We start from the raw sequence: 23,102 nt of genomic DNA on the forward strand, positions 1-23,102 counted from the left end.
TCTCCCGCCCGGACGCGTTCAATAGGTGCGGATCAACCCGACGAGGCGACCCTGAACCTTGATCTGATCGTCGCGGAACACGCGGGTTTCATAGGCCGGGTTGGCGGCCTCCAGCGCGATGGAGTTGCCGTTGCGGCGGAACTTCTTGAGCGTGGCTTCCTGATCTTCGACCAGCGCCACGACGATATCGCCGTTGTCGGCGGTGGTGCCTTCGCGGATCACCACCACATCGCCGTCGTTGATGCCGGCGTCGATCATCGAATCGCCTTTGACTTCAAGCGCATAGTGCTTGCCGCGCCCCACCATGGAGCCGGGCACCGCAACGTGGTGGCTGACCTGGCTGATCGCCTCGATCGGTACACCGGCGGCGATGCGGCCCATGACGGGCAGCTCCATGGCCGCGGCTTCCACCGCCATGGCGCCGGGGGGCGGGGCGGCATCGGGGCGGTCGCCGTTGATGACGGTGGGCTGGAAACCGGCGTTGCGCTTGCTTTCGAGCGCCTCGGGCAGCTTGACGATCTCGATAGCGCGGGCCTTGTGAGCCAGCCGCCGGATGAAGCCGCGCTCCTCGAGGGCCGTGATGAGGCGGTGAATGCCGGACTTGGAGCGCAGATCGAGCGCGTCCTTCATCTCGTCAAAGGAGGGGGGAACACCGTCGCGGCGCATCCGCCCGTCGATGAACTTCAACAAATCCAACTGCTTCTTGGTCAGCATCGGGCTCTCCATGCTCGGCCTCGGTTGCAGATGTTCTGGCAAAGTTCACGTTTTGTGTCAAGCGTTCTGATCGTGGGGGATCAGAGGTCGATGACCTCAACACTCTCTCCGGCGGCGCGGGCGGGGTCGTTGACCGGGCGGACGATGAGGGCGTTGGCGGCGTCGAGCACGGTGAGCAGGCTGGAGTCCTGACGCTCGAGCGCGGCCACCTCGCCGGATGTGATCACGGCGCGCATGTAGTGGGCCCTGGGGCCGTTGGGCGGCAGGGGCGCGGAGAGCGGCAGGGGCCGCCGGGGCGCCGGGGCCTCGCCGAGGCCGAGCATCTTGCGCAGGAGCGGGCGGATGAAGACATGTCCGCAAACGATTGAAGACACGGGGTTTCCGGGCAGGCCGACCATGGCCATGCCATTCAGCGTTCCGGCCATCAGCGGTTTGCCGGGGCGCATGGCGACCTTGTAGAAGGCGCGGTCCATCCCGAGATCGGCGGCGACCTCGCACACGAGGTCATGATCGCCCACCGAGGCCCCGCCGGTTGTGATCACAAGTTCCGAGCCGGCGGCAAGCGCGAAGGCGGCGCGCAGGCTCTCGCGGGTGTCGCGGGCGATGGGGAGCAGGCGGCATTCGGCGCCCTCGGCCTCGAACATGGCGGCCAGGGCAAAGGAATTGGAGGCGATGATCTGGTCGGGGCCGGGGGTGTCGCCGGGCATCACAAGCTCGTCGCCGGTGGCCATGAGCGACACCACGGGCTTGCGGGTGCATGTGACGCTGGAGGCCCCCATGGCGGCGGCGAGGGCGAGGGCGTTGGGGGTGAGGATGCGGCCCGGCTCAAGCCTGTCGCCGGCCTTGAAGTCGCCTCCGGCGGGGCGGATGTGGGTGGCGTCATCGAGCTTGTCGCGCAGCGTGATTTCACTTTCGCTTCGCTCGACATCCTCTTGAATTACCACGCGATCTGCGCCGTCTGGCAAGGGCGCGCCGGTAAAGATGCGGACCGCCTGTCCCGCCCCGACCGCAAGGCCCGAGGCGCGTCCGGCGGCGCTTTCACCGATCACGGTGAAGCGCTGCCCGGGGCTGACGGGGCCGGCCACGGCATACCCGTCCATGGCGGAGGCGGAAAACGGGGGCTGGTCGCGCGGCGCGATGACCGGGGCCGCGAGCACCCGGCCTGCGGCGGCGCGCAGGGGGACGGGCTCGGCGGGCAGAGGGGTGGCGAGGGCAAAGACCCTGGCCAGCGCGTCTTCGACCGAGATCAAGAGGCCTGATAGCGGCCCGACTTGCCGCCATCCTTCAGCAGAACCCGGATGCCGCCGATTTCCATCGCCTTATCAACGGCTTTGAGCATGTCGTAGACCGTCAGCCCGGCCACGGAGGCGGCGGTGAGCGCCTCCATCTCCACCCCGGTCTGGCCGGTGGTCTTGACCGTAGCGGCGATGCGGATGCCGGGCAGGTCGGGGTCGGCCTCGAGCTCGACGGCGACCTTGGTGATCGGCAGCGGGTGGCAGAGCGGGATGAGATCGGGGGTGCGCTTGGCGGCCATGATGCCTGCAAGCCGGGCAACGCCCAGAACATCGCCCTTCTTGGCGCTGCCTTGCTGAACGATTTCAAGGGTTTCCGGTGTCATCTTCACCCAGCCCTCGGCAACGGCGACACGGTCGGTGACCGCCTTTGCGGAGACATCGACCATATGGGCGCTGCCCTCGGCGTCGAAGTGGGTGAGGGCCTTGTCCTGCGACATGTCAGGGGCCGGCCGAGAACGGATCGGCCAGCAGGTTGCGGGTGGCCGCGGCGACATCATCGGCCCGCATCAGGCTTTCGCCGATGAGGAAGCAGCGGGCGCCGTATTGGGCCAGCTCGGCGAGGTCGGCGGGGGTGGCGAGGCCGCTTTCGGAGATCAGCAGCCGATTGGCCTCAGCCAGCCGGGCGAGGCGCTTGGTGGTGTCGAGCGTGGTTTCGAAGCTGTGCAGGTCGCGGTTGTTGATGCCCAGAAGGCGGGAGTCGAGGCGCATGGCGCGCTCCAGCTCTTCCTCGTTGTGGACCTCGACGAGCACGTCCATGCCCTGCTCGACGGCGGCGGCCTCCAGCTCATGGGCGAGCGTGTCGTCGACGGCGGCCATGATGATGAGGATGCAGTCGGCGCCCCAGGCGCGGGCCTCGAGCACCTGGTAGGTGTCGAACATGAAATCCTTGCGCAGCGCGGGCAGGGAAGTGGCCTCGCGGGCGGCGGTGAGAAACTCGGGCGCGCCCTGAAAGCTGGGGCCGTCGGTGAGCACCGAGAGGCAGGCTGCGCCGCCTTCTTCATAGGCCCTTGCGAGCGCGGCGGGGTCAAAGTCTTCGCGGATCAAACCCTTGGAGGGGCTTGCCTTTTTTACCTCGGCGATGAGCGCGTAGCCGTGGCGGCTGTGTTCGATCAGGGCGTCGCGGAAGCCGCGCACGGCGGGGGCGCCGGCGGCTTCGGTGAGCATGGTCTCGGTGGAGCGCTCGGCCTTGGCGGCGGCGATCTCTTCGAGTTTGTAGTCGCGGATGCGGTCAAGAATGGTCTGGCTCATGGCGAACACTTATTGCGCAGGCAGGGGCAGGGCAATGGCGATTTAGTCGAGGGTGGCGGTGAGCAAGGCATGGCCGGGGCGGTCGGGGGCGTAGGTGATGGCGATCGGGTCGCCCGGCCTCGCGCCCATCACGAGCCTGGTGGGAGAGGGGGGCACCTCGGCCTGCTGCGGCTGGCCGGTGCTGGTGGTGTAGCGCACGGTGAGGGCGGTGCGGTTGCCGACGGCGCGCAGCTCGACGATCTCGGCCTGCGTGCGATTGCCGTGGCGGCGCAGGCTGCGGGCCGCGGCGCCGATGCGGTGGAAGAGAAGGGCGGCGAGCAGCCCGATTGCCACGAACACGGTGCCGACGATGCCGGCCCAGAAGGCATTGTCGGAGACGCCGCCGGGCTCGATCTCGACCTCGTCGGGGCGGCCGGGCAGGGTCTTGACGGTGATCCTGTCGCCCTCGCGGACGGAGGCGTGAAAGTTGGAGGAGACGGTTTCGGTGGCGCGGTGGAAGGTGAGATCGGGGGCGGTGCCGGTGGTGTAGGTGACGGTGACGAGATAGTCGGTGGTCGGGGTCTTGGAACCGCCGATGCGCACGCGCCGGTCGCGTTCGACGACGCGGGCGGTGGTTTCGATGCCGGAGCGGGCGAACTCGCGGCCCCTTGCGCCCTCGGAGATCCAGACCCAGAGGCCGATGGCCCCGATTGCGAGGCAGAGCAGCACCAGCCAGCCGCCGCCTTTGAACCATCTGAACATCTGCCGTCTCCCGCATTCCCCTTGGGCAAGGAAAGCGGGTGAGGGGGGAGCGGTCAACCCGGGCGTGGCCAATGGAAGGCCGCGGCGGGCGGGCGAAGGGCCCGGAGGCGTCAGATCTTGGGTGCGGTGATGCGGGCCAGTTTCTGCACCTTTTCCAGGGCTTTGCCGCTGTCGATGCTTTCGGCGGCCATCGCCACGCCCTCGGACTTGGTGGACGCCTTCCCGGCGATCAGCAGGGCGGCGGCCGCGTTGAGCAGCACGGCGTCGCGGTAGGCGCTCTTTTCGCCGGCCAGAAGGCCGCGGAAGGCGGTGGCGTTCTCGGCCGGGCTTCCGCCGAGGATCGCCTCGAAGGGGTGGACGGGCAGGCCGAACTCCTCGGGGTGGGCCTCGAACTCGCGGATCGCGCCATCCTCGAGCGCGGCCACCTTGGAGGCTTCGGCGATGGACAGCTCGTCGGTGCCGTCGCCGCCGTGGACGATCCATGCGGCTTGCGACCCCAGATCGCGCAGCACCTCGGCCATGGGGCGCAGCCAGTCGGGCGAGAAGGCCCCGGAGAGCTGAAAGCGCACCCCGGCGGGGTTGGTCAGCGGGCCGAGGATGTTGAACAGGGTGCGGGTGCCGAGCTCGGCGCGGGTCGGGCCGACGTGGGCGGTGGCGGGGTGGTGCATGGGCGCCATCATGAAGCCGATGCCGACCTCCGCGATGGCGAGGTTCACCACCTCGGGGCCGACCATGACCTCGACTCCCATCTGCCCCAGCGCATCGGCGGCGCCGGACTTGGACGAGAGGTTGCGGTTGCCGTGCTTGGCCACCACCACGCCCGCCCCGGCGACCACGAAGGCGGTGGCGGTGGAGATGTTGAGCGTGCCCTTGCCGTCGCCGCCGGTGCCGACGATGTCCATTGCCCCGGCGGGGGCCATGACCGGCTTGCAGCGGGCGCGCATGGCGGAGGCGGCGGCGGCGATTTCGTCGACGGTTTCGCCGCGCACCCGGAGCGCCATGAGGAAGCCGCCGATCTGGCTGGGCGTGGCCTCGCCCTCGAAGAGCGCGGCAAAGGCGGCTTCGGCCTCGGCGCGGGTCAGCGGGCGTTCGGCGGCGGTGCCGATCAGGGGGCGGATGGTATCGCTCATGCGGGAAGGGCGCTCATGTTGAGGAAGTTTTGCAGCATGGCGTGGCCGTGCTCGGAGCGGATGCTCTCGGGGTGAAACTGGACGCCTTCGATGGGCAGCTCGCGGTGGCGCAGGCCCATGATGGTGCCGTCTTCCAGCTCTGCGGTGACTTCGAGGCAGTCGGGCAGGCTCTCGCGCTCGACGATCAGCGAGTGGTAGCGGGTGGCCTTCAGCTCGCCGTCGGGCAGCCCGGCGAAGACGCCCTTGCCGGTGTGGCGGATCGCGCCGAGCTTGCCGTGCACGATCTCGCCGGCACGCACCACCTTGCCGCCAAAGGCCTGCCCGATGGACTGGTGCCCGAGGCAGACGCCCATCAGCGGGATGCGGGCCTCGGCGGCTGCGTGGACCAGATCGAGGCAGATGCCCGCCTCGTTGGGGGTGCAGGGGCCGGGGGAGAGCAGGATGGCGGCGGGGTTCAGCGCCATTGCCGACTGGGTGTCGAGCGCATCGTTCCGGTGCACCTGCACATCGGCGCCAAGCTCGCCCAGATAGTGGACGAGGTTGTAGGTAAAGCTGTCGTAGTTGTCGATCAGGAGCAGCATTTGGCCCTCGGGTCATGGAAGGTGCGCAAGGGGGGTGATCCGCCGCACGGTTGGCGCTATACTTGCCCGCAGCCCGCCGCCGGGGTCAAGCCCATCCCTGGCCCATCACGCGGTGGGGCGTAACATGCGGGGCGCGTTTGGAAATCGGGCGCGTGCGGCGATAAAAGGCGAAAGGTCGGGCATATGGGCAAGGGACTCCTGTCGGGTGTTGCATGGGGCGCGCTGGCGAGCGTGCTGGTGCTTGGGGGCGCGTCGGTTCTGGCGCCGCTGCCCGAGGAGGTGGCTGCGCTGCGCGATGCGGATGCGGCGGCAGAGGGCGCGGAGGGCGTTGCGGGCAGTGGCGGTGGCCTTGAGGCCCCGCAGGCCGATGCCGCGCCCGAGGCGCCGGAGATCGCCCCCGTCGAGCCTGCCGAAACCACTGCGGAGACCGAGCTGACCCCGCCGCCGGGTTCCGAATTTGCCCGGGCCGGAGAAGATACCGAGCCCGCCGCGCCGGAGGCCGAGGCGGAGCCGGTCGCCCCGAGCGTGCCCGAACAGCCCGATGTTGCCGTGGCCGAGGCCCCGGCGCCTGACACCGCCCCGCCCGCCGTGCCCGAGACCGCGACCGAGGGCGTGGATGCGCCCATTGCCCCGGTGGCCGACGAGCGCGCGCCGGTGATTGGCGGCGGCGATACCGGCGGTGTAGAGGCGGAGGCCCCGGACGCAGCGATGCAGCCCGAGACCGGCGATGCGCCGCAGGGCGCAGAGGCCGCGCCCGATGTGCCGCGCAGCACCCCCGAGGCGGTGAGCGCCGAAGATGTTGCCGCCCCGGCGAGCGACAGCGAGGCCGTGGTGGCGGCAGACAGTCAGGTGGCCCCGGTGGCGGAGGCCGAGGTGGCCACCAGCGAGGCCGCCGAGCGCACCGTGCCGGTGCAGGCCGAGGGCAGCGAGGCGACGCCGGAGGTGGCGACGGTGTCCCCGGCCAGCGACGGCGAGGTGGCCCGGGTTGCGGGGAGCGAAACCGCGGATCGGGCAGGCGAGGCCGAGGTGGCCGCAGCGCCCGCGCCGGAGGCCGAGGTGGTGACGGGCAGGGAGCCTGTGGCCGAGGCCGCGCCGGAGGCCGATGCGGTTGCGCCGGTGGCCGAAGTGGCCCCCGAGCTGGACACCGTGGCCCCGGAGGCCCCCGAAGGGGTGGCCGTGGCAGAGGTGGAGGCTCCTGATGCAGGTGCTGCCGAAGACGGGCCCGAGGTTGTGGAGATTGTCGAGGTCGAGCCGGAAGCTGCGGTGCAGCCTGCGCCCGAATCCGAGGCTCCGGTGGCGGAGACGCCTGCGGTTCCGGTGCGGGAGGGCGCGGGTAAGGATGCATCGGTTGCCACGGCCCGGCCCGAGCGCGAGAGCCCGGCACAGGTGGCAGAGGCCCCGCAGACACCCGAGGCCGAGGTGCCCGGTGCGCGCCGCGAAACCGAGCTTCCGGCAGAGCCTTCTGCCCCACCGGCCAGCGTGCCGATCACCGAGCGCCAGCCGCGCACGGGGGCGGGCGGCAACGAGGGCCTGCCGCGCCGGATCGTCACCAATGGCGAGAGCGGCGGGGGCTTCGGCAAGCGCGTGGTGCCGCTGACCGAGCGCAACAAGCCCGGCTCGCGGCTGCCCGTGATCGGGGCAAGCGCCGAGGGCGAGGCCGACGCCGCGCCGCAGCTTTCGGCCCTTGAGGCCAATGCCGCGCCCTTCAGCAACGAGGAGGGCAAGCCGCTGGTTTCGGTGATCCTGTTTGACGTGGGCGACAAGGGGCTGGACCGCACGGCGCTGAAGGCGATCGACTTTCCGGTCACCTTCGCGGTGGACCCGACCGACCCGGGCGCCGCCGAGACGGCGCAGGGCTACCGCGATGCGGGCTTCGAGGTGCTGATCCTGCCGTCGGGTCTGCCGAGGGGCGCAACACCGCAGGACATGGAAACCACTCTGCAAAGCCACTTCGGGCGGTTTCCCGGTGCGGCGGGGCTGCTCGACACCGGCGAGGAAGGGGTGAACGGCAACCCGGCGCTGACACGGCAGCTGCTGGCGATTGCGGGCGACACCGGGCACGGGCTGGTCTTTGTCGACAGCGGTTTGAACTCGGCGCAGCGGGGCGCGGAAAGCGCCGGCCTGCCTGCGACGCTGGTGTGGAAGGTGCTGGACGGTGAGGGCGAGAACGCGGGCGCGATCGGGCGCACGCTGGACCGTGCCGCCTTTCGGGCCGGTCAGGACGGCGAGGTGGTGGTGATGGGCCACAGCTTCAGCCAGACGGTGACGAGCCTGCTGGACTGGGCCGCGGGCACCAAAGGCCAGAGCGTGGCGTTGGCGCCGGTTTCTGCGATCCTGATGCAGTAGGCGGCCGGGTGGGTGGCCAGGCTGGCCGCGCCTTGCGAGGTTTGTCGGGGGGCAGTCGGAACAAGTCTCGACCTACGGAAGTGGCGAGGTTGCGCGGACCTTTTGGCGTGGTGTCTGGCTGACCTGTCTTGCGGTGGGGGGCCAGCCCCCCACACCCCCCGGAGATATTTGCAGCAAGAAAATGTGCAGGATCGGGATAGGCCGGTGGCGGGTCAGCCGTTGCCGCGGCGGATGAAGCGGGCGGCGTCGTCGGCGGCGGCCTTGATCGCCTTCGACTTGTTCTCGGTCTCGACGAACTCGGCTTCCGGGTCGCTGTCGAAGACCACGCCGCCACCGGCCTGGATATAAAGGGTTTCGTCCTTCAGCACGGCGGTGCGCAGGGCGATGCACATGTCCATGTCGCCATCGGCGGAGAAGTAGCCGAGGCCGCCGCCGTAGACGCCGCGCTTTTCGGGCTCCAGCTCGTCGATGATTTCCATTGCCCGCACCTTGGGTGCGCCCGAGACGGTGCCGGCGGGCAGGCCTGCGAGCAGGGCGGAGAGCGCGTCTTCTCCGTCGTTGATCTGGCCGACCACGTTGGAGACGATGTGCATGACGTGGCTGTAGCGCTCAACGATGAACTCTTCGGTCGGGCGGACGCTGCCGATCTTGGCGACGCGGCCCACGTCATTGCGCCCGAGATCGAGCAGCATGAGGTGTTCGGCCAGTTCCTTTTCGTCGGAGAGCAGATCGGCCTCGAGCGCGCGATCCTCGTCCTCGTTGGCGCCGCGTTTGCGGGTGCCGGCGATGGGGCGGATCGTGACCTCGCCTTCGCGCAGGCGCACGAGGATCTCGGGCGAGGCGCCGATCACCTGGAAGCCGCCGAAGTTGAAGAAGAACATGAAGGGCGAGGGGTTGGTGCGGCGCAGCGAGCGGTAGAGCGCGAAGGGCGGCAGGGTGAATTTCTGCGACCAGCGCTGCGAGGGCACCACCTGGAAGATGTCACCGGCGCGGATGTAGTCCTTGGCCTTCTCGACGGCGGCCTTGTAGCCCTCGCGGGTGAAGTTGGACACGGGCTCGGGGGTTTCATCCGCCGCTTCGAGCTCGCGGCTTTGGCTGGAGAGGCCGCGGTCGAGGTCGCGCAGGGCGTCCATCACCCGTTCGGCGGCCTGGGCGTAGGCGGCGCGCGCCGTGAGGCCGGAGGTGGTGAAGGCGGGGGAGACCAGCGTGACCTCGCCCTTCACTCCGTCGAGCACGGCCACCACGGTGGGCCGCATCATGACCGCATCGGGCAGGCCGAGGGGGTCGGGGTTGATGTTGGGCAGGTGCTCGACAAGGCGGATCATGTCGTAGCCAAGGTAGCCGAAGAGCCCGGCGGCGGCCGAGGGCAGATCGGCGGGCAGGGTGATGCGGCTTTCGGCCAGCAGGGCGCGCAGGCTGTCGAGCGGGGCGGCCTCTTCGGGCTGCCAGCTGTCGGGGTCGAAGCGGGCGTCGCGGTTGATGCGGGCGCTCTGGCCGTGGCACTGCCAGATCAGGTCGGGCTTGAGGCCGATGATCGAATAGCGTCCGCGCACCTCGCCGCCTGTCACCGATTCCAGCATGAAGCTGTCTTCGCGGGCTTCTGCGAGCTTGAGCATCAGGGAGACGGGCGTGTCGAGGTCGGCGGCGAGGCGGGTGTAGACCACCTGGTTTTCGCCGGCCTCCCAGGCGCGGGCAAACTCTTCGTAGCTGGGTTCGATACGGCTCATGGGCGGTCTACTGGGTGGCGATCTGGGTGTGGATCTGCGCCAGCGTGCTGTTGTCGATCCTGACGCCTGCGGTCTGGCCGAGGGCTTCTGCGAAGGCGGAGTAGAGGTCGAGCGAGATCGACTGGGTGGCCTGTTGCGACAGCAGCTGGGTCAGCAGGGAGATGCGCTCGTCTTCGGGGTCGGGCGCGGCGATGGAGGTGAGCTGCACGAGGTAGACGTTGCCGAAGCCCTCCAGAATGGCCAGCCCGCCCTCTTCGAGCTCGAAGGCGGTGGAGACGAGGGCAGGGGGCGTGCCGTCGATGAAGCCGTCGCGGGTGAGGCCGGTGGCATCGTCGACCGGGGCGGCGGAGGAGGAGAGCGGGGCACCGGCCTCGACCTGGGCCTGAAGCTCGCTGGCCTGAACGCGCAGGCGCTCCTCGGTCTGCTCGGCTTCCCAGCCGGCCAGAACCTTGGTGCGGACCTCCGAGATTTCCTGCAGGCGGGGCTCGAGGATCTCGTCGAGGCGCATGGCGAAGATGCCGCCGTCCGACAGGCGGATCACGGTGGGAAAGTCATCTTCGGTGAGGGTGAGGGCGGCGTCGCGGAACTCGTCGTAGCTGGCGATGCTTTCGCCGGAGGCGTCCCACCAGTCGATGGTGCCAAGCTCGAGGTCGCTCTCTTCGGCCAGCTCTTCGAGCGTGGCGCCCTCGGCCAGACGGTCCTCGACCTCGACTTCCATGTCGGAGATCACGCGGCGGGCGCGGTCCTGTGCCAGCTCTTCGGTCAGTTCGGCGCGGGCCTCCTCGAAGGGCGTGTCAACGGCGGCGAGGATGCCGTTCATCCGGAAAAGCGCGGGGCCGAGATCGGTGGGGAAGGGGCCTGCGACGCCCGGCTCGGTGAGGGCGAAGAGCGCCTCGCCGGCCTCTGTGGGCAGCTCGGCCTGGGTCAGTTCGCCAAGGTCGGCGTCTTCGAGGGTCAGGCCGCGGGCCTCGACCAGCGACTGGAAGGTGGCGGAGCCGTCATCGAGCGTGGCCTTGGCCGCGGCGGCCGCCTCCTCGGTGGGGAAGATCAGCCGTTCGATCAGGCGTCGCTCGGGGCGCTGGAACTCGGCGCTGCGGCTCTCGTAGAGCTTGCGGGCGGCGTCCTCGTCGATTTCGACGCTGTCGATCATCATTTCGGGCAGCACCCATGCGAAGGTGATGCGCTTCATCTGGGGCAGCGTGAAATCGGGGGTGTTGGCCTGGTAGAAGGCGGTCAGCTCCTCCTCGGAGGGCTCGGGCAGCGGCTCGGCCAGCTGGTCGGGGCCGAAGGTGGCCCAGCGGAAGCTGCGGCGTTCGCCGAAGTAGCCCAGCAGCGTGTCGATCTGCACCTTGGGAGCGGGCACGCCACCGACGACGGCACCCTGGATGATGGTGCGGGCGGTGTCCTTGCGCACGCCGGTTTCGAATTCGGTGACGGAGATGCCCCGGTTGCGCAGCACGCCCTGGTAGGCGGCGCGGTCGAACTTGCCGTCGATGCCCTGGAAGGCGGGGGCGGAGACGACCTGCTCGCGGACCCGCTCGTCGCCCACCGAAAGCCCCATGCGGGCGGCTTCATTGTCGAGCGCGGCGCGGTTGGTGAGGCGGGTGCGGACGCGGGTGAGGATGCCGGCCTGTTCGGCCTCGGCAATCGAGATCTGGCGGCCCTGCTGCTGCTCTTCGGCGGCGATTTCGGAGACCACCTCGCGGAAGTAGTCGTTGACCGGGATCGGCTCGTCACCGACCTCGCCCACGGAGCTGACGGAGCTGCCAAAACTGGTGACGCCGAAGCCCGTGAGGCCGACGACCAGAAGCGCCATCAGCACCCAGATCACGATGTTGCCCAGTTTCTTGCCCGCGCTCTGTGCCATTGCTCCGCCCGTTTGCTTGGTTCGCAGTTGGCATTTGTTATCCGGGCCGTGGCCGGGGGGCAAGAGCGGGGGCGGTCACGGGCCTTTGAATTCGGCAAGCCGGGCGGCCATTTGGCCGATGCGGGGCGCGTCGAGGTTGGCGAAGGCGAAGCGCAGGGCACCGCGCCCGGTGGCATCGCCGTCGGGCGTGAAGAAGGTGCCGGGCAGGGCGAGCACGGCGGCCTCGCGGGTGAGGGCCTTGGCGACTTTGGTGGCGTCGGTGTCGAAGGGGTGCTCGATCCAGGCAAAGAAGCCGCCGAGGCCACGCAGGTGCCAGCCGGAGTCGGCCAGCAGGGGGGCGGCGTCGCGCATGGCGGATTGCCGGGCGAGCACCTCGTCGCGCTGGGAGGCGACCCACTGGGAGAGGTTCTCCAGCCCCCAGAGCGCGGCCTTCTGGCCAAGCGGGGTGGGGCAGATGGTGACGGTGTCGATGAACTTCTCAATCTCGGCCAGTCGCGAGGGCGAGCAGGCCAGCGCCCCGACCCGGTGGCCTGTCAGGCGGTAGGTCTTGGAGAAGGAATAGATATGGATGAGCGTGTCGTCCCAGTCGGGGTCGGCAAAGAGGCCGTGTGGGGCGCCGGGGGTGGCGGTGAAATCGCGGTAGGTTTCATCGAGGATGAGGGCGATGCCGCGGGCGCGGGCAAGCTCGCGGAAGGCGTCGAGCAGGGCGGGGGGGTATTCGGCCCCCGTCGGGTTGTTGGGCGAGACCAGCACGATGGCGCGGGTGCGATCGGTGAGCAGGGCGGCGGCCTGCTCCGGGTCGGGCAGGAGGTTGGCGCCGCAGGGCAGCGGGAGGGTGGTGACATTGGCCATGTCGAGCCACATTTTATGGTTGAAATACCAAGGCGTTGGCAGCATCACCTCATCCCCCGGCGCGGCCAGCGAGGCGAGCGCGGCGCAGAAGGCGTGGTTGGCCCCGGAGGTGATGGCGAGCTGCGAAGGAGACACCGCGCCGCCGTAGGTGAACGAAATGTTGGCCGCCAGCGCCTCGCGCAGCGGCGCCAGCCCGAGCACCGCGCCGTAGAGATGTGCGGAGGTGTCGGTGAGCACCAGATCGGCCATGTGCCGGCGCAACGCCTCGGGCGGGGCCTCGGCGGGCGCGGCCTGGCCGGCGTCGATCAGCGGGCGATCGGGGCCGAAGCTGAGGCCCGCGAGCCAGCTTTTGGCCTCGACGACGGGCGAGGCGAAGGTGCGGGAGGTGGGGGGCTGATGGGTCATGGAGGCTCGCTGAAGTGGATCGGGGCGACGCTATACCCGGCGGCCCCGACGTTCCAGCACCACCAGCGCGATCACCGCAAGGTCGATGGCGGTGAGCAGCAGGAGGGCGGGATCATGGGTGCGCAGCCATTCCGCCGACTGGTAGGCGACGAAGCAGGCCAGCACCACCAGAGAGGCCTCGGTGGCATAGCGGATGCGCAGGACGAGGCCGACCACCACGCCGAGGTTCAACGCGCCGTGGCTGAGGAGGTAGACGCCGTAGAAATGCGTGGCCGCCGGATCGAGACGCAGCGCCCAGTGGGCGAGGGCGAGCGAAATCGGATCGGCGGGGTCTTCGGTGAGTTCGGAGCGGGTGAGCCAGTGCAGGGCGGCAGGCACCGTCGCGGCGGGCAGTATCAGCAGCACGAGGCTGCCCGCGATCTGTGCCAGGCCGAGCAGCCCCTTGGCCAGCAGGCTCAGGCGATAGAGCCATTCGACAAGCTGGCCGCTCCGTGCCGGCAAACCGCTCAGTCCTTGCCCCGGTAGGGCTCGACGTATTGCAGGGCCATGTCCCAGGGAAAGAAGATCCATGTGTCCTGGGAGACGCCGGTGATGAAGGTATGCACCATCGGCTCGCCCTGCGGCTTGGCGTAGACGGTGGCGAAATGGGCATTGGGGTAGAGGTTGCGGACGAGTTCCAGCGTCTTGCCGGTGTCGACGAGGTCATCGACCACGAGAATGCCGGTGCCATCGCCCATCATCGCAGGATCGGGGGCCTTCAGCACCTTGGCCTCGGCCTGGTCCTGATGGTCGTAGCTTTTGACCGAGATCGTGTCGACCGTGCGGATGTCGAGCTCGCGCGCCACGATCATGGCCGGGGCCATGCCGCCACGGGTGATGGCCACGACCGCCTTCCATGCGCCGTCGTCGGGGCCCTTTCCGTCAAGACGCCAGGCCAGTGCCCGGCTGTCGCGGTGGATCTGATCCCAGCTTACGTGAAAGCCTTTTTCGTGGGGCAGGCGGTCGGACATGGCAGTTCCCTCGTGCAGCGTTTTGCCTCTATTAGCCCTGCCTTGGCCTTGTCGTCGAGAGGAACCGAAGGGAATTTGCCGCGTTTGGGTCAGCTTGACCCTCCCGCGCGCTGAGGCGCAGATTGGGCGGGCAGCGACCCAGGGGGACAGATGGGCAAGGAAACACGCAGCTTCGTGGTGGTCGGGCTTGGCGCCTTTGGCGGCTCGGTGGCGCTGGAGCTGGCGCAGTTCGGCAATTACGTGCTGGGCATCGACAATGACGAAACGCGGGTGTCGCGCCATGCCGATGCGCTGGCGGCGACGGTGATCCTCGACACCACCGACGAGGCGGCGCTGCGCGAGGTGGGCGTGGACCGCTACGATGTGGCGCTGGTGGCGATCGGCGAGGATATCGAGGCCAGCATTCTGACCACGATGAACCTGAAGATGCTGGGCGTCGAGACGATCTGGGTGAAGGCGGCCAACCGGACCCATCACCGCATCCTGAGCAAGCTCGGGGCCGACCGGGTGATCCTGCCCGAGCAGGACATGGGCAAGCGGGTGAGCCAGATGCTCAACAACCCGGTGGTCGAAGACTATGCCAGCCTGCGCAACGGGTATTCGGTGGTCAACATCCACCTGCCCGAGCGTAAGGAGGGGACGCCGCTGAATGCGCTGCGCACCATCGCGGGAGAGGAACTGCGGTTTCTCGGGCTGATGCGGGGCACCACCTTCATGAGTTGCAACGACAATGCGCTGGAGCTGGCGGCGGGCGACCGGCTGATCGTGCTGGGCAAACGCACTGACCTACGCGCCTTTGGCGACGCGCTTTGAGCCGCAGGCGGGTCAGGAAGCGGGCGAAGGGGCTGCTGAAGAGCCTGACCGGCGTACCGGCGCCGCTGATCCTTGCCTGCGGCTATGCGCTCTTCGTGGCCTTCGGGGCGGTGCTGTTCCGGCTGCCCTTCACCAGCCACGAGCCGATCGGCTGGAGCGACGCGATCTTCACCGCCACCTCCGCCGTCACGGTGACCGGGCTTTCGGTCTTCGACGTCGGCTCGGTGCTGACCTTCTGGGGCGAGCTGGTGCTGGTGTTGCTGATCCAGGTCGGCGGGCTGGGGCTGATGGTGTTTGCTGTGCTGGTGCTGTCGCTGCTGGGGCTGCCGGTGGGGCTGACCTCTTCGACCTACCTGCAGGAGGACCTCGGGCAGTCATCGGTGGCGCGGCTCAAGCACCTGCTGGCCACGATCCTGAAGGTGGTGCTGGCTTGCGAGGTGGCCGGCGCACTGTTTCTGGCGCTGACCTTCGTGCCCCACGAGGGGGTCTGGGCGGGGCTGTGGACCTCGGTGTTCCATTCGGTTTCGGCCTTCAACAATGCCGGGTTCTCGACCTATGCCGAGGGGCTGGTGCCCTTTGCCACCGATCCGGTCATCAACATCGTGATCCCGGCGCTCTTCATCACCGGGGGCATCGGTTACGTGGTGCTCGACGACCTGTTCCGCCGTGCCGGATGGCGGCACTATACGCTGCACACAAAGATCATGCTGCTGGGCACGGCGATCCTGATCCCCTGGGCGATGCTGACCTTCGCCGTGCTGGAGTGGAACAACCCGGCCACGCTGGGGGCGCTGGAGTCCACCACCGCAAGGCTGGCGGTGAGCTGGTTTCAGGCGGTCACCCCGCGCACGGCGGGGTTCAACACAACCGACATTGCCGGAATGCATGACAGCACGGCGCTGATGTTCATTTCGCTCATGCTCATCGGCGGCGGGCCGACCTCGACGGCGGGGGGCATCAAGGTGACGACCTTCGTGGTGATGCTGCTGGCGACGGTGGCCTTTTTTCGGCGCCAGAGCCAGCTTTCGGCCTTCGGGCGCTCGATCGGGCTGGAACAGGTGTTGAAGGTGATGGCGCTGACGGCGATCAGCGTGATCCTCGTGTTCGTCGCGGTCTTTCTGGTCGTGGCCAGCCATGACGGGCATTTCCTCGATATCGCCTTCGAGGTGGTGAGCTGCTTTGCGACGGTCGGCCTCAGCCGGGGTTACACGCCGGAGCTGACCGAGTTTGGCCGGGGCGTGTTCGAGGTGGTGATGTTCCTCGGGCGGGTGGGGCCGCTCACACTGGGGTATTTCCTGGCGACACGGAGCGTGCCACGGGTGCGCTATCCGGAGGGGCAGATACACCTGGGGTAGGGATGGTGTGGGTTGCACCCACCCTACGGAGGGTCGTTGCTGGCTGTAGGGTGGCTGGAGCCCACCAATCGGCGCTAGGGCAGGACCGAGAGCCGGAAGGCGACGCCTCGCTCGACGGCACGCTTGAACACGCGTTCTGTCTCGTCGAGCAAATCGGCAACGTGCTCGTCCATCTTCGGCCAGCCGGTAAACTGCTCGGGCTGCTCGCGCAGGGCGGTGCGGAGGGCGGCGCAGATTTCCAGCATGGCTTCGGGCGGGAACCACGGGCTGTCGCGCTCGGGCACGTAGGGGCGGCGCATGTTCTCGGGCATGGCCTGGGTCATCTCGTCGAATTGCCACTCGGACATGCCGATGTAGGCCTCGAGCGGGGCGAGGCCCGCGTCGATGAGGATGTCGGAGAAGGGCGGGCCGTCAAACATGGCGAGATCCACGTAGTCCTCGCCGATGACCGCGGGGTCATCGGGGTCGAAGACGGGGACGATCTCGGGCACGGCGGGGTCAGCCGTCCTTGCGCTTGGTCACCACGTCGATGTCGGGCGCGTCCACCGCCTTCATGCCGACGGCGTGGTAGCCGGCGTCGACATGGTGGATCTCGCCGGTCACGCCGGAGCCGAGATCCGAGAGCAGGTAGAGCGCCGATTTGCCCACATCGTCGATGGTGACATTGCGGCGCAGGGGCGAGTTCAGCTCGTTCCACTTGAGGATGTAGCGGAAGTCGCCGATGCCCGACGCGGCCAGCGTCTTGATCGGGCCGGCGGAGATGCCGTTGACGCGGATGCCGTCCTTGCCGAGATCTTCGGCGAGGTAGCGCACCGAAGCCTCAAGCGCGGCCTTGGCGACGCCCATCACGTTGTAATGGGGCATGACCTTTTCGGCGCCGTAATAGGTGAGGGTGAGGCAGGAGCCGCCGTTCTTCATCAGCTTCTCGGCCCGCGCGGTGCAGGCGGTGAAGGAGTAAACGGAGATATCCATGCTCATGCGGAAGTTTTCGCGCGAGGTGTCCACGTAGCGGCCGCGCAGCTCGTTCTTGTCGGAGAAGCCGATGGCATGGACATAGAAGTCGAGCCCGCCCCATTCCTTCTCGATCTGGGCGAAACAGGCATCGACGCTGTCCATGTCGGTCACGTCGCAATCGGCCATGAGGGTGCAGCCGAGCTGATCGGCCAGCGGGGTGACGCGCTTCTTGAAGGCATCGCCCTGGTAGGTGAGCGCCAGTTCGGCGCCGGCATCGGCGAGCGCCTTGGCCACGCCCCATGCGATGGATTTGTCGTTGGCGAGACCCATGATAAGCCCGCGCTTGCCCGCCATCAGTTGTGAAGTCATCGACCCCTCCGTCGCTTCTTGCCTTGCTCCCTTTAGGACATGGCAGGGCGAGGTTGCAAGCACCGGCGCAACAGGGCATGGATATGCGCGAAACATGCAACGGCTCCCCGCAGGGCGCCGTGAGGGGGCCGCCGCTGACGTCGCGACAGCCCTTGCAGCACAGAAGAACGGCGGCTAGCCCGCCTCGATCAGGAACGACAGCCTATGTCGGAACGTGGCGGTATCTTTGCAGGCGACGACCCTTTCGCCCTGGCGCGGGGGTGGTTCGGGGAAGCTGAGGGCAGTGAGCTCAACGACCCCGATGCCATTGCACTCGCCACGGTTGACGAGGCCGGAATGCCCAACGCCAGAATGGTTTTGCTGAAAGAAATCGAAGAAGACGCCTTCCTCTTTTACACCAACTGGGGTAGCGCTAAGGCACAAGAGGTTGACGTTAACGGAAAGGCGGCTTTCGTTTGGCACGCCAAGTCCCTGAGGCGACAGATTCGCGTCCGGGGCGTAACGGAACGGGAAGACGGCCAGAAGGCCGACGCGTATTTTGCCTCCCGCTCCCTCAAATCCAGGTTGGGCGCCTGGGCCTCACGGCAAAGCACGCCCCTGTCATCGCGCGCGACGCTCATTTCCGAGGTTGCAAAGGTGACGGCAAAGCATGGGAAGAATCCCGAGCGCCCTCCGTTCTGGGGCGGAATTCGCATCTTGCCACTCGAGATCGAATTCTGGGCGGATGGTGCTTTTCGTCTTCACGACCGCTTCAGGTGGACTCGTTCCGCCGTGACGGATCGTGACTGGCAGGTACAGCGCCTCTATCCGTAACACTCGCGGATCGGACGGTGCTGTTTAAGCGGTAGGGGAATGCCCTTTTGTTAGTGGGGCGGTGCGCCTGTCGGGCCAAGGCTCGGCATGTGCCATGAGGACAGTACTGAGCTGGAATGGAAGAAGAAGACAACAACGCACACCACAGGGTGAGGGGCCGTGTCAAATGGTTCGACCCTGCCAAGGGGTTTGGCTTTGTCATCGCCGACGAAGGTGGTCCGGACATCCTGTTGCACGCCAATGTTCTGCGCAATTTCGGGCAGAGCTCGGTGGCCGACGGGGCCGGGATAGAGATCAGCACCCAGGATACCAACCGGGGCCAGCAGGCGGTGGAGGTCTTTGCGATCGACCCGCCCGAGCCCGGAGACGCACCACCGCTCGATGACGTGGCTGCACTCGATCCCGAGGAGCTTGCCGCGCTGCCGATGGAGCCTGCACGGGTGAAATGGTTCGACAAGGGCAAGGGCTTCGGCTTTGCCAATGTCTTCCGCCGCCCGGAGGACATTTTCGTTCACATTGAAGTGCTTCGGCGCTCCGGCCTTGCAGACCTGCAACCGGGCGAGGCAATCTGTCTGAAAGTCGTCGAAGGGCGACGGGGCAGAATGGCGACACAGGTGCTTTCATGGGAATCGGCGCTCAAGGAAAAGAAGGATTGAGGGCATGGCGCTGGCAGCCTGATCGGTTGCGCGCCATGCCCTTCCTCACCCTTGCAGCAGTTCTGAGCTTCTGTGCCCCGGCCGCGCTTCATGCACAGGCCGGCGGACAACTCGACCTTGGCGGCAGCCGCGAGGCCGCGCCGTTTGCCGCCGTGCCCGATGGTGCGGGAGATGCGCTGGTCGCGCCCCTGCAGGGGTGCGAGAGCGGAGAAGTGCGGCTGCGCTGGGACGGCGGGCAGGCGCGGTTCTCTGTGGAAATTGCCGATGACGCCGGCGAACGGAGCCAGGGCCTCATGCATCGCAAGAGCATGGCCCGGTCGTCGGGGATGCTCTTCATCTATCCGCGTCCTGCGCCCGTGAGCTTCTGGATGCGCAACACGCTCATTCCCCTCGACATGATCTTTCTGGATGCGCGCGGGGTGGTGCAGCGGGTGCATTCCAACGCCGTGCCTCTGGACGAAACCCCGATTTCGGGGGGCGATGGCATTCTGGCGGTGCTGGAGATCAACGGCGGGCTGGCCAAGGCCTTCGGCATCGCGCCCGGGGCACAGATGCTGCATCCAGCCTTCGGCAGCGCGGCGGCATGGCCCTGCGCGGGGCAGTGACCGGGCCGCGGAAACGCCGCGATGATCGCAGCCTCTTTCCTTCCGGCGCGGCTCAGGCTAAACCGCGCCTCGTCGGGGCGTAGCGCAGTCTGGTAGCGCATCTGTTTTGGGAACAGAGGGTCGGGAGTTCGAATCTCTCCGCCCCGACCATTCAAGCCAGAAAGAACGATACCGTGGGCCTCTCACGGCGTGGGCTGCCGGGCCTGTTTCGGTCCCGGCAGGCAGTTCGTGGGTCGGCCGACCTTCGGCTTCGTCACGGGGCTTTCATGAGTCGCCGCACAAAATCCGATACTCGCCGATGATCAAGCAGGCGGCGGATGTTTCGTACTTTGCGCGTTGCAACGCGCGGCGCTCGTGGTCATTGTTGGAGGCCGGCGCATCACAGCAGACGAGGCCCGAGACATGACGCTTCTCGTTGACATAAAGGCCTTTCTCGCCACTGCCCGCACCGGCAGCTTCTCGGCCGCCGCGCGCGAAATCGGGGTGGCGCCCTCGGTGGTGACCAAGCGGGTCGGGCGGCTGGAGGATCACATCGGCAACCGGCTTTTCGTCCGCTCGACGCGGGCGCTGGTGATGACCTCGGAGGCCGACCGGTTGCGTCCGCGGCTGCAAATGCTCGTAAGCCAGCTGGAGGATGCGCTCGAGGGTGCCGCGCCGCCAGAGACCGGGCTTGCGGGTCACGTGCGGATCAAGGCGCCCACGACATTGGGCACGCTCTTTGCCGGGCGGTCGGTCGCCCGGTTCATGGCGCAGAATCCCGCCATCACCACCGAGCTGATGCTGATCGACCGGGCGGTGAACCCGCTCGAAGAGGGCTTCGACATCGCGCTTGGAGGGCTGCCGCAGAGCTTTGCCAGCGTGCATGAAACGCCGCTCTGCTACTATCCTCGCGTTCTGGTGGCCACGCCCGAGTATCTTGCCGAAAATGGCACCCCGAACACGCCGGGCGACCTCGTGGAGCATCGCTGCATCATCTACGTCGCCGCCGGGATGACATGGTTCTTCGAGAGCGAGGGCGGGCCGATTTCGGTCACGGTGAACCCGGTCTTCACGGTCAACGACTCGCGCCTGCTGCATTTCGCGGCGCGCCACCACCTTGGCATCTGCATCGCGCCCGGCTTCCTTGTGCAGGAGGATCTGGCGGAGGGCAGGCTGGTGGAGGTGATCCCCGAGTTCCCGGTGGTGCAGCTCTGGTTCAAGGCGATGGTGCCCAACAACAAGCTGCACCGGCCCGAGGTGGCGGCGCTGCTGGAGTTTCTGAAGAAGGAGTTCGAGCAGGCTCCCTGGGAGACCGAACCGGTGCCGCGGCTTTGAGGCGGTGCGTTACGGCGGGGCCGGGCGCCCCGCCGCTGATTTGATTCAGGAGGCGAGCGAGAGCTCGGGGGCCTGATCGTCGAGCGTGGTGGTGCGGCGCAACTCGCGCGGCTCGTCGAGGTCGAAGTGGCGGCCCCGGTGCAGGGTGGCCCGGTTGTCCCAGATCACCGTGTCGCCGGTCTGCCACTTGTGACGGTAGATGAACTGCTGCTGGGTGGCGTGCTCGAGCAGGTCGGCCAGCATCATCCGGCCCTCGGGCACGGTCAGCCCGTCGATCTGACGGGCGTGGACGCCGATGAAGAGGTGCTTGCGCCCGGTCGCAGGGTTCACCCGCACGATGGGCCACCACGCCGGCTCGATCGCGGCCTTCTGCTCGGCGTCGTAGCTGTCGTCGCCCAAGAGGAAGCGCGAATGCAGGGCGTAGTGCTCGGCCTCACGGCCATCGAGAAACTCCTTCATCCGGTCGTCCAGCGCATCGTAGGCGGCCTTCAGGTCGGCGAACTCGGTATCGCCGCCCCAGCTCGGATTGCGCACCGAGTGCAGCATCGAATACTTGGCCGCCGGCTTCTGGAACGAGCTGTCGGAGTGCCACATCTGGTTGGCGATGTTGTTGAGCACGCGCTTGTCGGTGCGCGGCACCGGCTTGCCATCCTTGCCGATGTTGGAGATGTCGCCAACCTCGGCGTGGGTCACCTGGGTGTTGGTGTTCTTCTTGGCGACGATCTTGCGGAAGCCTTGGTCGAGCGGGCCGAACTGGCGGGTGAAGGCGAGCTGCTCATCAACGCTCATTGGCTGGTTGCGGATGACGACGATGGAGTGCTGATCCATCAGCGCATCCACCTCGGCAATCTGCGCAGGCGTGAGCGGCGCGAGCACGTCGAGCCCGCCGGTGATCTCCACGCCGAAGCCGTCTTCGATCTGTCTGGTTTCCATGGTCAGTCTCCTCTCATCTCATCTTACGGGGCCACACCGTCGGTGCGGGTCAGGTTGTCGGAAAGCCGCTCTTGCAGCGCGGCCATGTCGAGCTGGTGAACCGAGCCGGAGCCGGCGAGGTCGAGTGCCTGCGCGGCGGCCATGCCCTGTGCCATGCAGGGGCCCATCACCCGGACGGAACTCAGTGCCGCCGGGTCGCCGTCGATGCAGCGGCCCACGGCAACGAGGTTGTCGGCCTCGGGGCAGATCATCGAGCCGAAGGGGATGTAATGGGTGTGGTTCTCGTCGAAGGTTTCCCAGACGAAGCCCTCGGGCGCGTTGTGCAGCTCGATCGGCCAGGCGGTGCGGCCGATGGCGTCGTCGAACTTCTTCTGCTCAACCACCTCGTCGACCACGAGGTGATGCGCGCCCTTGATCCAGCGGGTCTGGCGGATGCCGGGGAAGCCGTAGCTGCGCACGCGGATGTTGCCGAAGAAGTCGGGGTATTCGGCCTTCAGCAGAGCGATGCCCCGGTCCACCTGCTCCTTGCCGATCTGGCCCATCTTCGAGGCCTCCAGCGGGTCGAGCGGGGTTTCCATGTGGGTCATGTTCAGCACTGCCACCTCCTTGCCCGGAAAGTAGAAGGCGATGCCGCCGTGACGGATGAGGCCATACTCCTCGGCCTTCTGGGCGATGCGCTCCGACAGCTCGTCGCGCTCGGGCGGCTCGAGGTCTATGTTCAGGCCTTCGACCACGCATTGCTGGGTGCCGTAGACCTTTTCATCGGGTTCGCGGCATTCGAGGCCGGCGAGGTAGGCCAGCGCCGCATCGCCGGAGCAATCGGCAAAGCCCTCGGCGCGCACCGTCACATCTCCGTAGCGGGTGACGAGCTTGGCCGCGGTGATCCGCCGCCCGTCACGCTCCACTTCGCGCAGGATCGCGCCGGTGATCGGGATCACGCCCGCCGCGTCGAGCGAGGTTTCGACCCAGCGGGAGAGGGCGACCTCGTTGTAATGCACCACGGTCGTCATGGGCCCGTGGCGATAGTAGCAGGCATCGTTGGCCTCCAGGTAGGCCAGCATCTCGTCGGCGATGCCGAAGGTGTAGCGGTGGCCGTGGGTGCCGTTCTGGTAGAGGCCGCAGAAGGTGCCGATGATCGAGTTCACCGCCTGTCCGCCGAGCGCGGGAAGGCCGTCGATGATGGCGACCTTCTTGCCCAGCTTCGCGGCTTCCAGCGCCGTGGTGGTGCCGGAAATGCCCGCGCCGATCACGCAGAGGTCCACCTCCAGTTCGCGGTGCAGGGTTTCGCCGTTGTGGCGCACCACGGTTGTGGCGGGGTTGATCGGGCGACCGTAGGACATGCGTATAGACTCCGTTGAAATTGGGTTCGTGGTG

The 23,102-nt window shown here is 67.7% G+C and carries 23 protein-coding genes and 1 tRNA gene; 8 read left to right on the plus strand and 16 right to left on the minus strand.

What is annotated here, in order from left to right; translation table 11 throughout:
- Nucleotides 1–18: 18 nt before the first annotated feature.
- The 7 genes from lexA to GTH22_RS02765 all read right to left on the minus strand — a co-directional run bounded on the left by lexA (nt 19) and on the right by GTH22_RS02765 (nt 5,709).
- Complete coding sequence (gene lexA / locus GTH22_RS02735) at nt 19–714, minus strand: transcriptional repressor LexA (RefSeq protein WP_252943029.1); 696 nt, start codon at nt 712–714, stop codon at nt 19–21.
- 80 nt (nt 715–794) lie between these two features.
- Complete coding sequence (glp, locus tag GTH22_RS02740; protein WP_252943030.1) at nt 795–1,964, minus strand: gephyrin-like molybdotransferase Glp; 1,170 nt, start codon at nt 1,962–1,964, stop codon at nt 795–797.
- Nucleotides 1,961–2,446, minus strand: a complete 486-nt coding sequence (gene moaC, locus GTH22_RS02745; protein ID WP_252943031.1) for a cyclic pyranopterin monophosphate synthase MoaC — start codon at nt 2,444–2,446, stop codon at nt 1,961–1,963. The genes glp and moaC overlap by 4 nt, the downstream gene beginning before the upstream one ends.
- A 1-nt stretch (nt 2,447) precedes the next feature.
- Nucleotides 2,448–3,257 (minus strand): indole-3-glycerol phosphate synthase TrpC, encoded by an 810-nt coding sequence (gene trpC / locus GTH22_RS02750; protein WP_252943032.1) that lies wholly within the window; start codon nt 3,255–3,257, stop codon nt 2,448–2,450.
- A gap of 42 nt (nt 3,258–3,299) precedes the next feature.
- The gene (locus tag GTH22_RS02755; RefSeq protein ID WP_252943033.1) at nt 3,300–3,998 is read right to left on the minus strand and encodes a DUF3592 domain-containing protein; all 699 of its coding nucleotides are present in this window, start codon (nt 3,996–3,998) and stop codon (nt 3,300–3,302) included.
- Between the two features lie 110 nt (nt 3,999–4,108).
- Nucleotides 4,109–5,128, minus strand: a complete 1,020-nt coding sequence (gene trpD / locus GTH22_RS02760; protein WP_252943034.1) for an anthranilate phosphoribosyltransferase — start codon at nt 5,126–5,128, stop codon at nt 4,109–4,111.
- Entirely contained in the window at nt 5,125–5,709 is a 585-nt protein-coding gene (locus GTH22_RS02765; protein WP_252943036.1) for an aminodeoxychorismate/anthranilate synthase component II, read from the minus strand. Before GTH22_RS02765 ends, trpD begins: the two co-directional genes overlap by 4 nt.
- A gap of 183 nt (nt 5,710–5,892) precedes the next feature.
- Here GTH22_RS02765 and GTH22_RS02770 point away from each other — a divergent pair, with 183 nt between their 5' ends.
- Nucleotides 5,893–8,055, plus strand: coding sequence for a divergent polysaccharide deacteylase family protein (locus tag GTH22_RS02770; RefSeq protein WP_252943037.1), 2,163 nt, complete (start codon nt 5,893–5,895; stop codon nt 8,053–8,055).
- A 212-nt stretch (nt 8,056–8,267) separates the two neighbouring features.
- Here the strand turns inward: GTH22_RS02770 and trpE are convergent, their stop codons facing one another.
- From trpE to gpt, 5 genes are all read right to left on the minus strand, one after another.
- Nucleotides 8,268–9,782 (minus strand): anthranilate synthase component I, encoded by a 1,515-nt coding sequence (gene trpE / locus GTH22_RS02775; protein ID WP_252943038.1) that lies wholly within the window; start codon nt 9,780–9,782, stop codon nt 8,268–8,270.
- Nucleotides 9,783–9,789: 7 nt separating this feature from the next.
- The gene (locus GTH22_RS02780) at nt 9,790–11,649 is read right to left on the minus strand and encodes a peptidyl-prolyl cis-trans isomerase (RefSeq protein ID WP_252943039.1); all 1,860 of its coding nucleotides are present in this window, start codon (nt 11,647–11,649) and stop codon (nt 9,790–9,792) included.
- A 75-nt stretch (nt 11,650–11,724) separates the two neighbouring features.
- Nucleotides 11,725–12,906, minus strand: coding sequence for an aminotransferase (locus tag GTH22_RS02785; RefSeq protein ID WP_252943040.1), 1,182 nt, complete (start codon nt 12,904–12,906; stop codon nt 11,725–11,727).
- 30 nt (nt 12,907–12,936) lie between these two features.
- The gene (locus GTH22_RS02790) at nt 12,937–13,407 is read right to left on the minus strand and encodes a DUF2127 domain-containing protein (RefSeq protein ID WP_252943041.1); all 471 of its coding nucleotides are present in this window, start codon (nt 13,405–13,407) and stop codon (nt 12,937–12,939) included.
- Between the two features lie 5 nt (nt 13,408–13,412).
- On the minus strand, nt 13,413–13,916 hold the full coding sequence (gene gpt, locus GTH22_RS02795) for a xanthine phosphoribosyltransferase (protein WP_252943042.1): 504 nt from the start codon (nt 13,914–13,916) through the stop codon (nt 13,413–13,415).
- Nucleotides 13,917–14,066: 150 nt separating this feature from the next.
- Here gpt and GTH22_RS02800 point away from each other — a divergent pair, with 150 nt between their 5' ends.
- Together GTH22_RS02800 and GTH22_RS02805 are read left to right on the plus strand one after the other, a co-directional pair.
- Nucleotides 14,067–14,729 (plus strand): TrkA family potassium uptake protein, encoded by a 663-nt coding sequence (locus GTH22_RS02800; RefSeq protein WP_252943043.1) that lies wholly within the window; start codon nt 14,067–14,069, stop codon nt 14,727–14,729.
- Nucleotides 14,726–16,084, plus strand: a complete 1,359-nt coding sequence (locus GTH22_RS02805) for a TrkH family potassium uptake protein (protein ID WP_252943044.1) — start codon at nt 14,726–14,728, stop codon at nt 16,082–16,084. Before GTH22_RS02800 ends, GTH22_RS02805 begins: the two co-directional genes overlap by 4 nt.
- A 74-nt stretch (nt 16,085–16,158) precedes the next feature.
- Here GTH22_RS02805 and GTH22_RS02810 read toward each other — a convergent pair whose 3' ends face one another.
- Both GTH22_RS02810 and fabI read right to left on the minus strand, forming a co-directional pair.
- Nucleotides 16,159–16,575 carry a hypothetical protein gene (locus GTH22_RS02810; RefSeq protein ID WP_252943045.1) on the minus strand — a complete coding sequence of 139 codons (417 nt, stop codon included), beginning with the start codon at nt 16,573–16,575 and terminating at the stop codon, nt 16,159–16,161.
- A gap of 7 nt (nt 16,576–16,582) precedes the next feature.
- A complete protein-coding gene (gene fabI / locus GTH22_RS02815) occupies nt 16,583–17,407 on the minus strand; it encodes an enoyl-ACP reductase FabI (protein WP_252943046.1) in 825 nt (274 codons plus the stop codon).
- Between the two features lie 204 nt (nt 17,408–17,611).
- Between fabI and pdxH the strand changes: the two genes are divergently transcribed.
- From pdxH to GTH22_RS02840, 5 genes are all read left to right on the plus strand, one after another.
- Nucleotides 17,612–18,220 (plus strand): pyridoxamine 5'-phosphate oxidase, encoded by a 609-nt coding sequence (pdxH, locus tag GTH22_RS02820; protein ID WP_252943047.1) that lies wholly within the window; start codon nt 17,612–17,614, stop codon nt 18,218–18,220.
- A gap of 116 nt (nt 18,221–18,336) precedes the next feature.
- Nucleotides 18,337–18,876: a cold-shock protein gene (locus GTH22_RS02825; RefSeq protein WP_252943048.1), complete on the plus strand. Its 540-nt coding sequence runs from the start codon at nt 18,337–18,339 to the stop codon at nt 18,874–18,876.
- Entirely contained in the window at nt 18,873–19,481 is a 609-nt protein-coding gene (locus GTH22_RS02830) for a DUF192 domain-containing protein (protein ID WP_371928310.1), read from the plus strand. Before GTH22_RS02825 ends, GTH22_RS02830 begins: the two co-directional genes overlap by 4 nt.
- 73 nt (nt 19,482–19,554) lie before the next feature.
- Nucleotides 19,555–19,631, plus strand: a tRNA-Pro gene (locus GTH22_RS02835).
- A 252-nt stretch (nt 19,632–19,883) separates the two neighbouring features.
- Entirely contained in the window at nt 19,884–20,795 is a 912-nt protein-coding gene (locus GTH22_RS02840; protein WP_252943049.1) for a LysR family transcriptional regulator, read from the plus strand.
- A 45-nt stretch (nt 20,796–20,840) separates the two neighbouring features.
- Here GTH22_RS02840 and GTH22_RS02845 read toward each other — a convergent pair whose 3' ends face one another.
- The gene (locus GTH22_RS02845; RefSeq protein ID WP_252943050.1) at nt 20,841–21,728 is read right to left on the minus strand and encodes a TauD/TfdA family dioxygenase; all 888 of its coding nucleotides are present in this window, start codon (nt 21,726–21,728) and stop codon (nt 20,841–20,843) included.
- A gap of 23 nt (nt 21,729–21,751) precedes the next feature.
- A complete protein-coding gene (locus GTH22_RS02850) occupies nt 21,752–23,068 on the minus strand; it encodes an FAD-dependent oxidoreductase (protein ID WP_252943052.1) in 1,317 nt (438 codons plus the stop codon).
- Nucleotides 23,069–23,102: the final 34 nt, after the last annotated feature.

The organism is Oceanicola sp. 502str15, from assembly GCF_024105635.1.
Lineage (GTDB): Bacteria > Pseudomonadota > Alphaproteobacteria > Rhodobacterales > Rhodobacteraceae > Vannielia.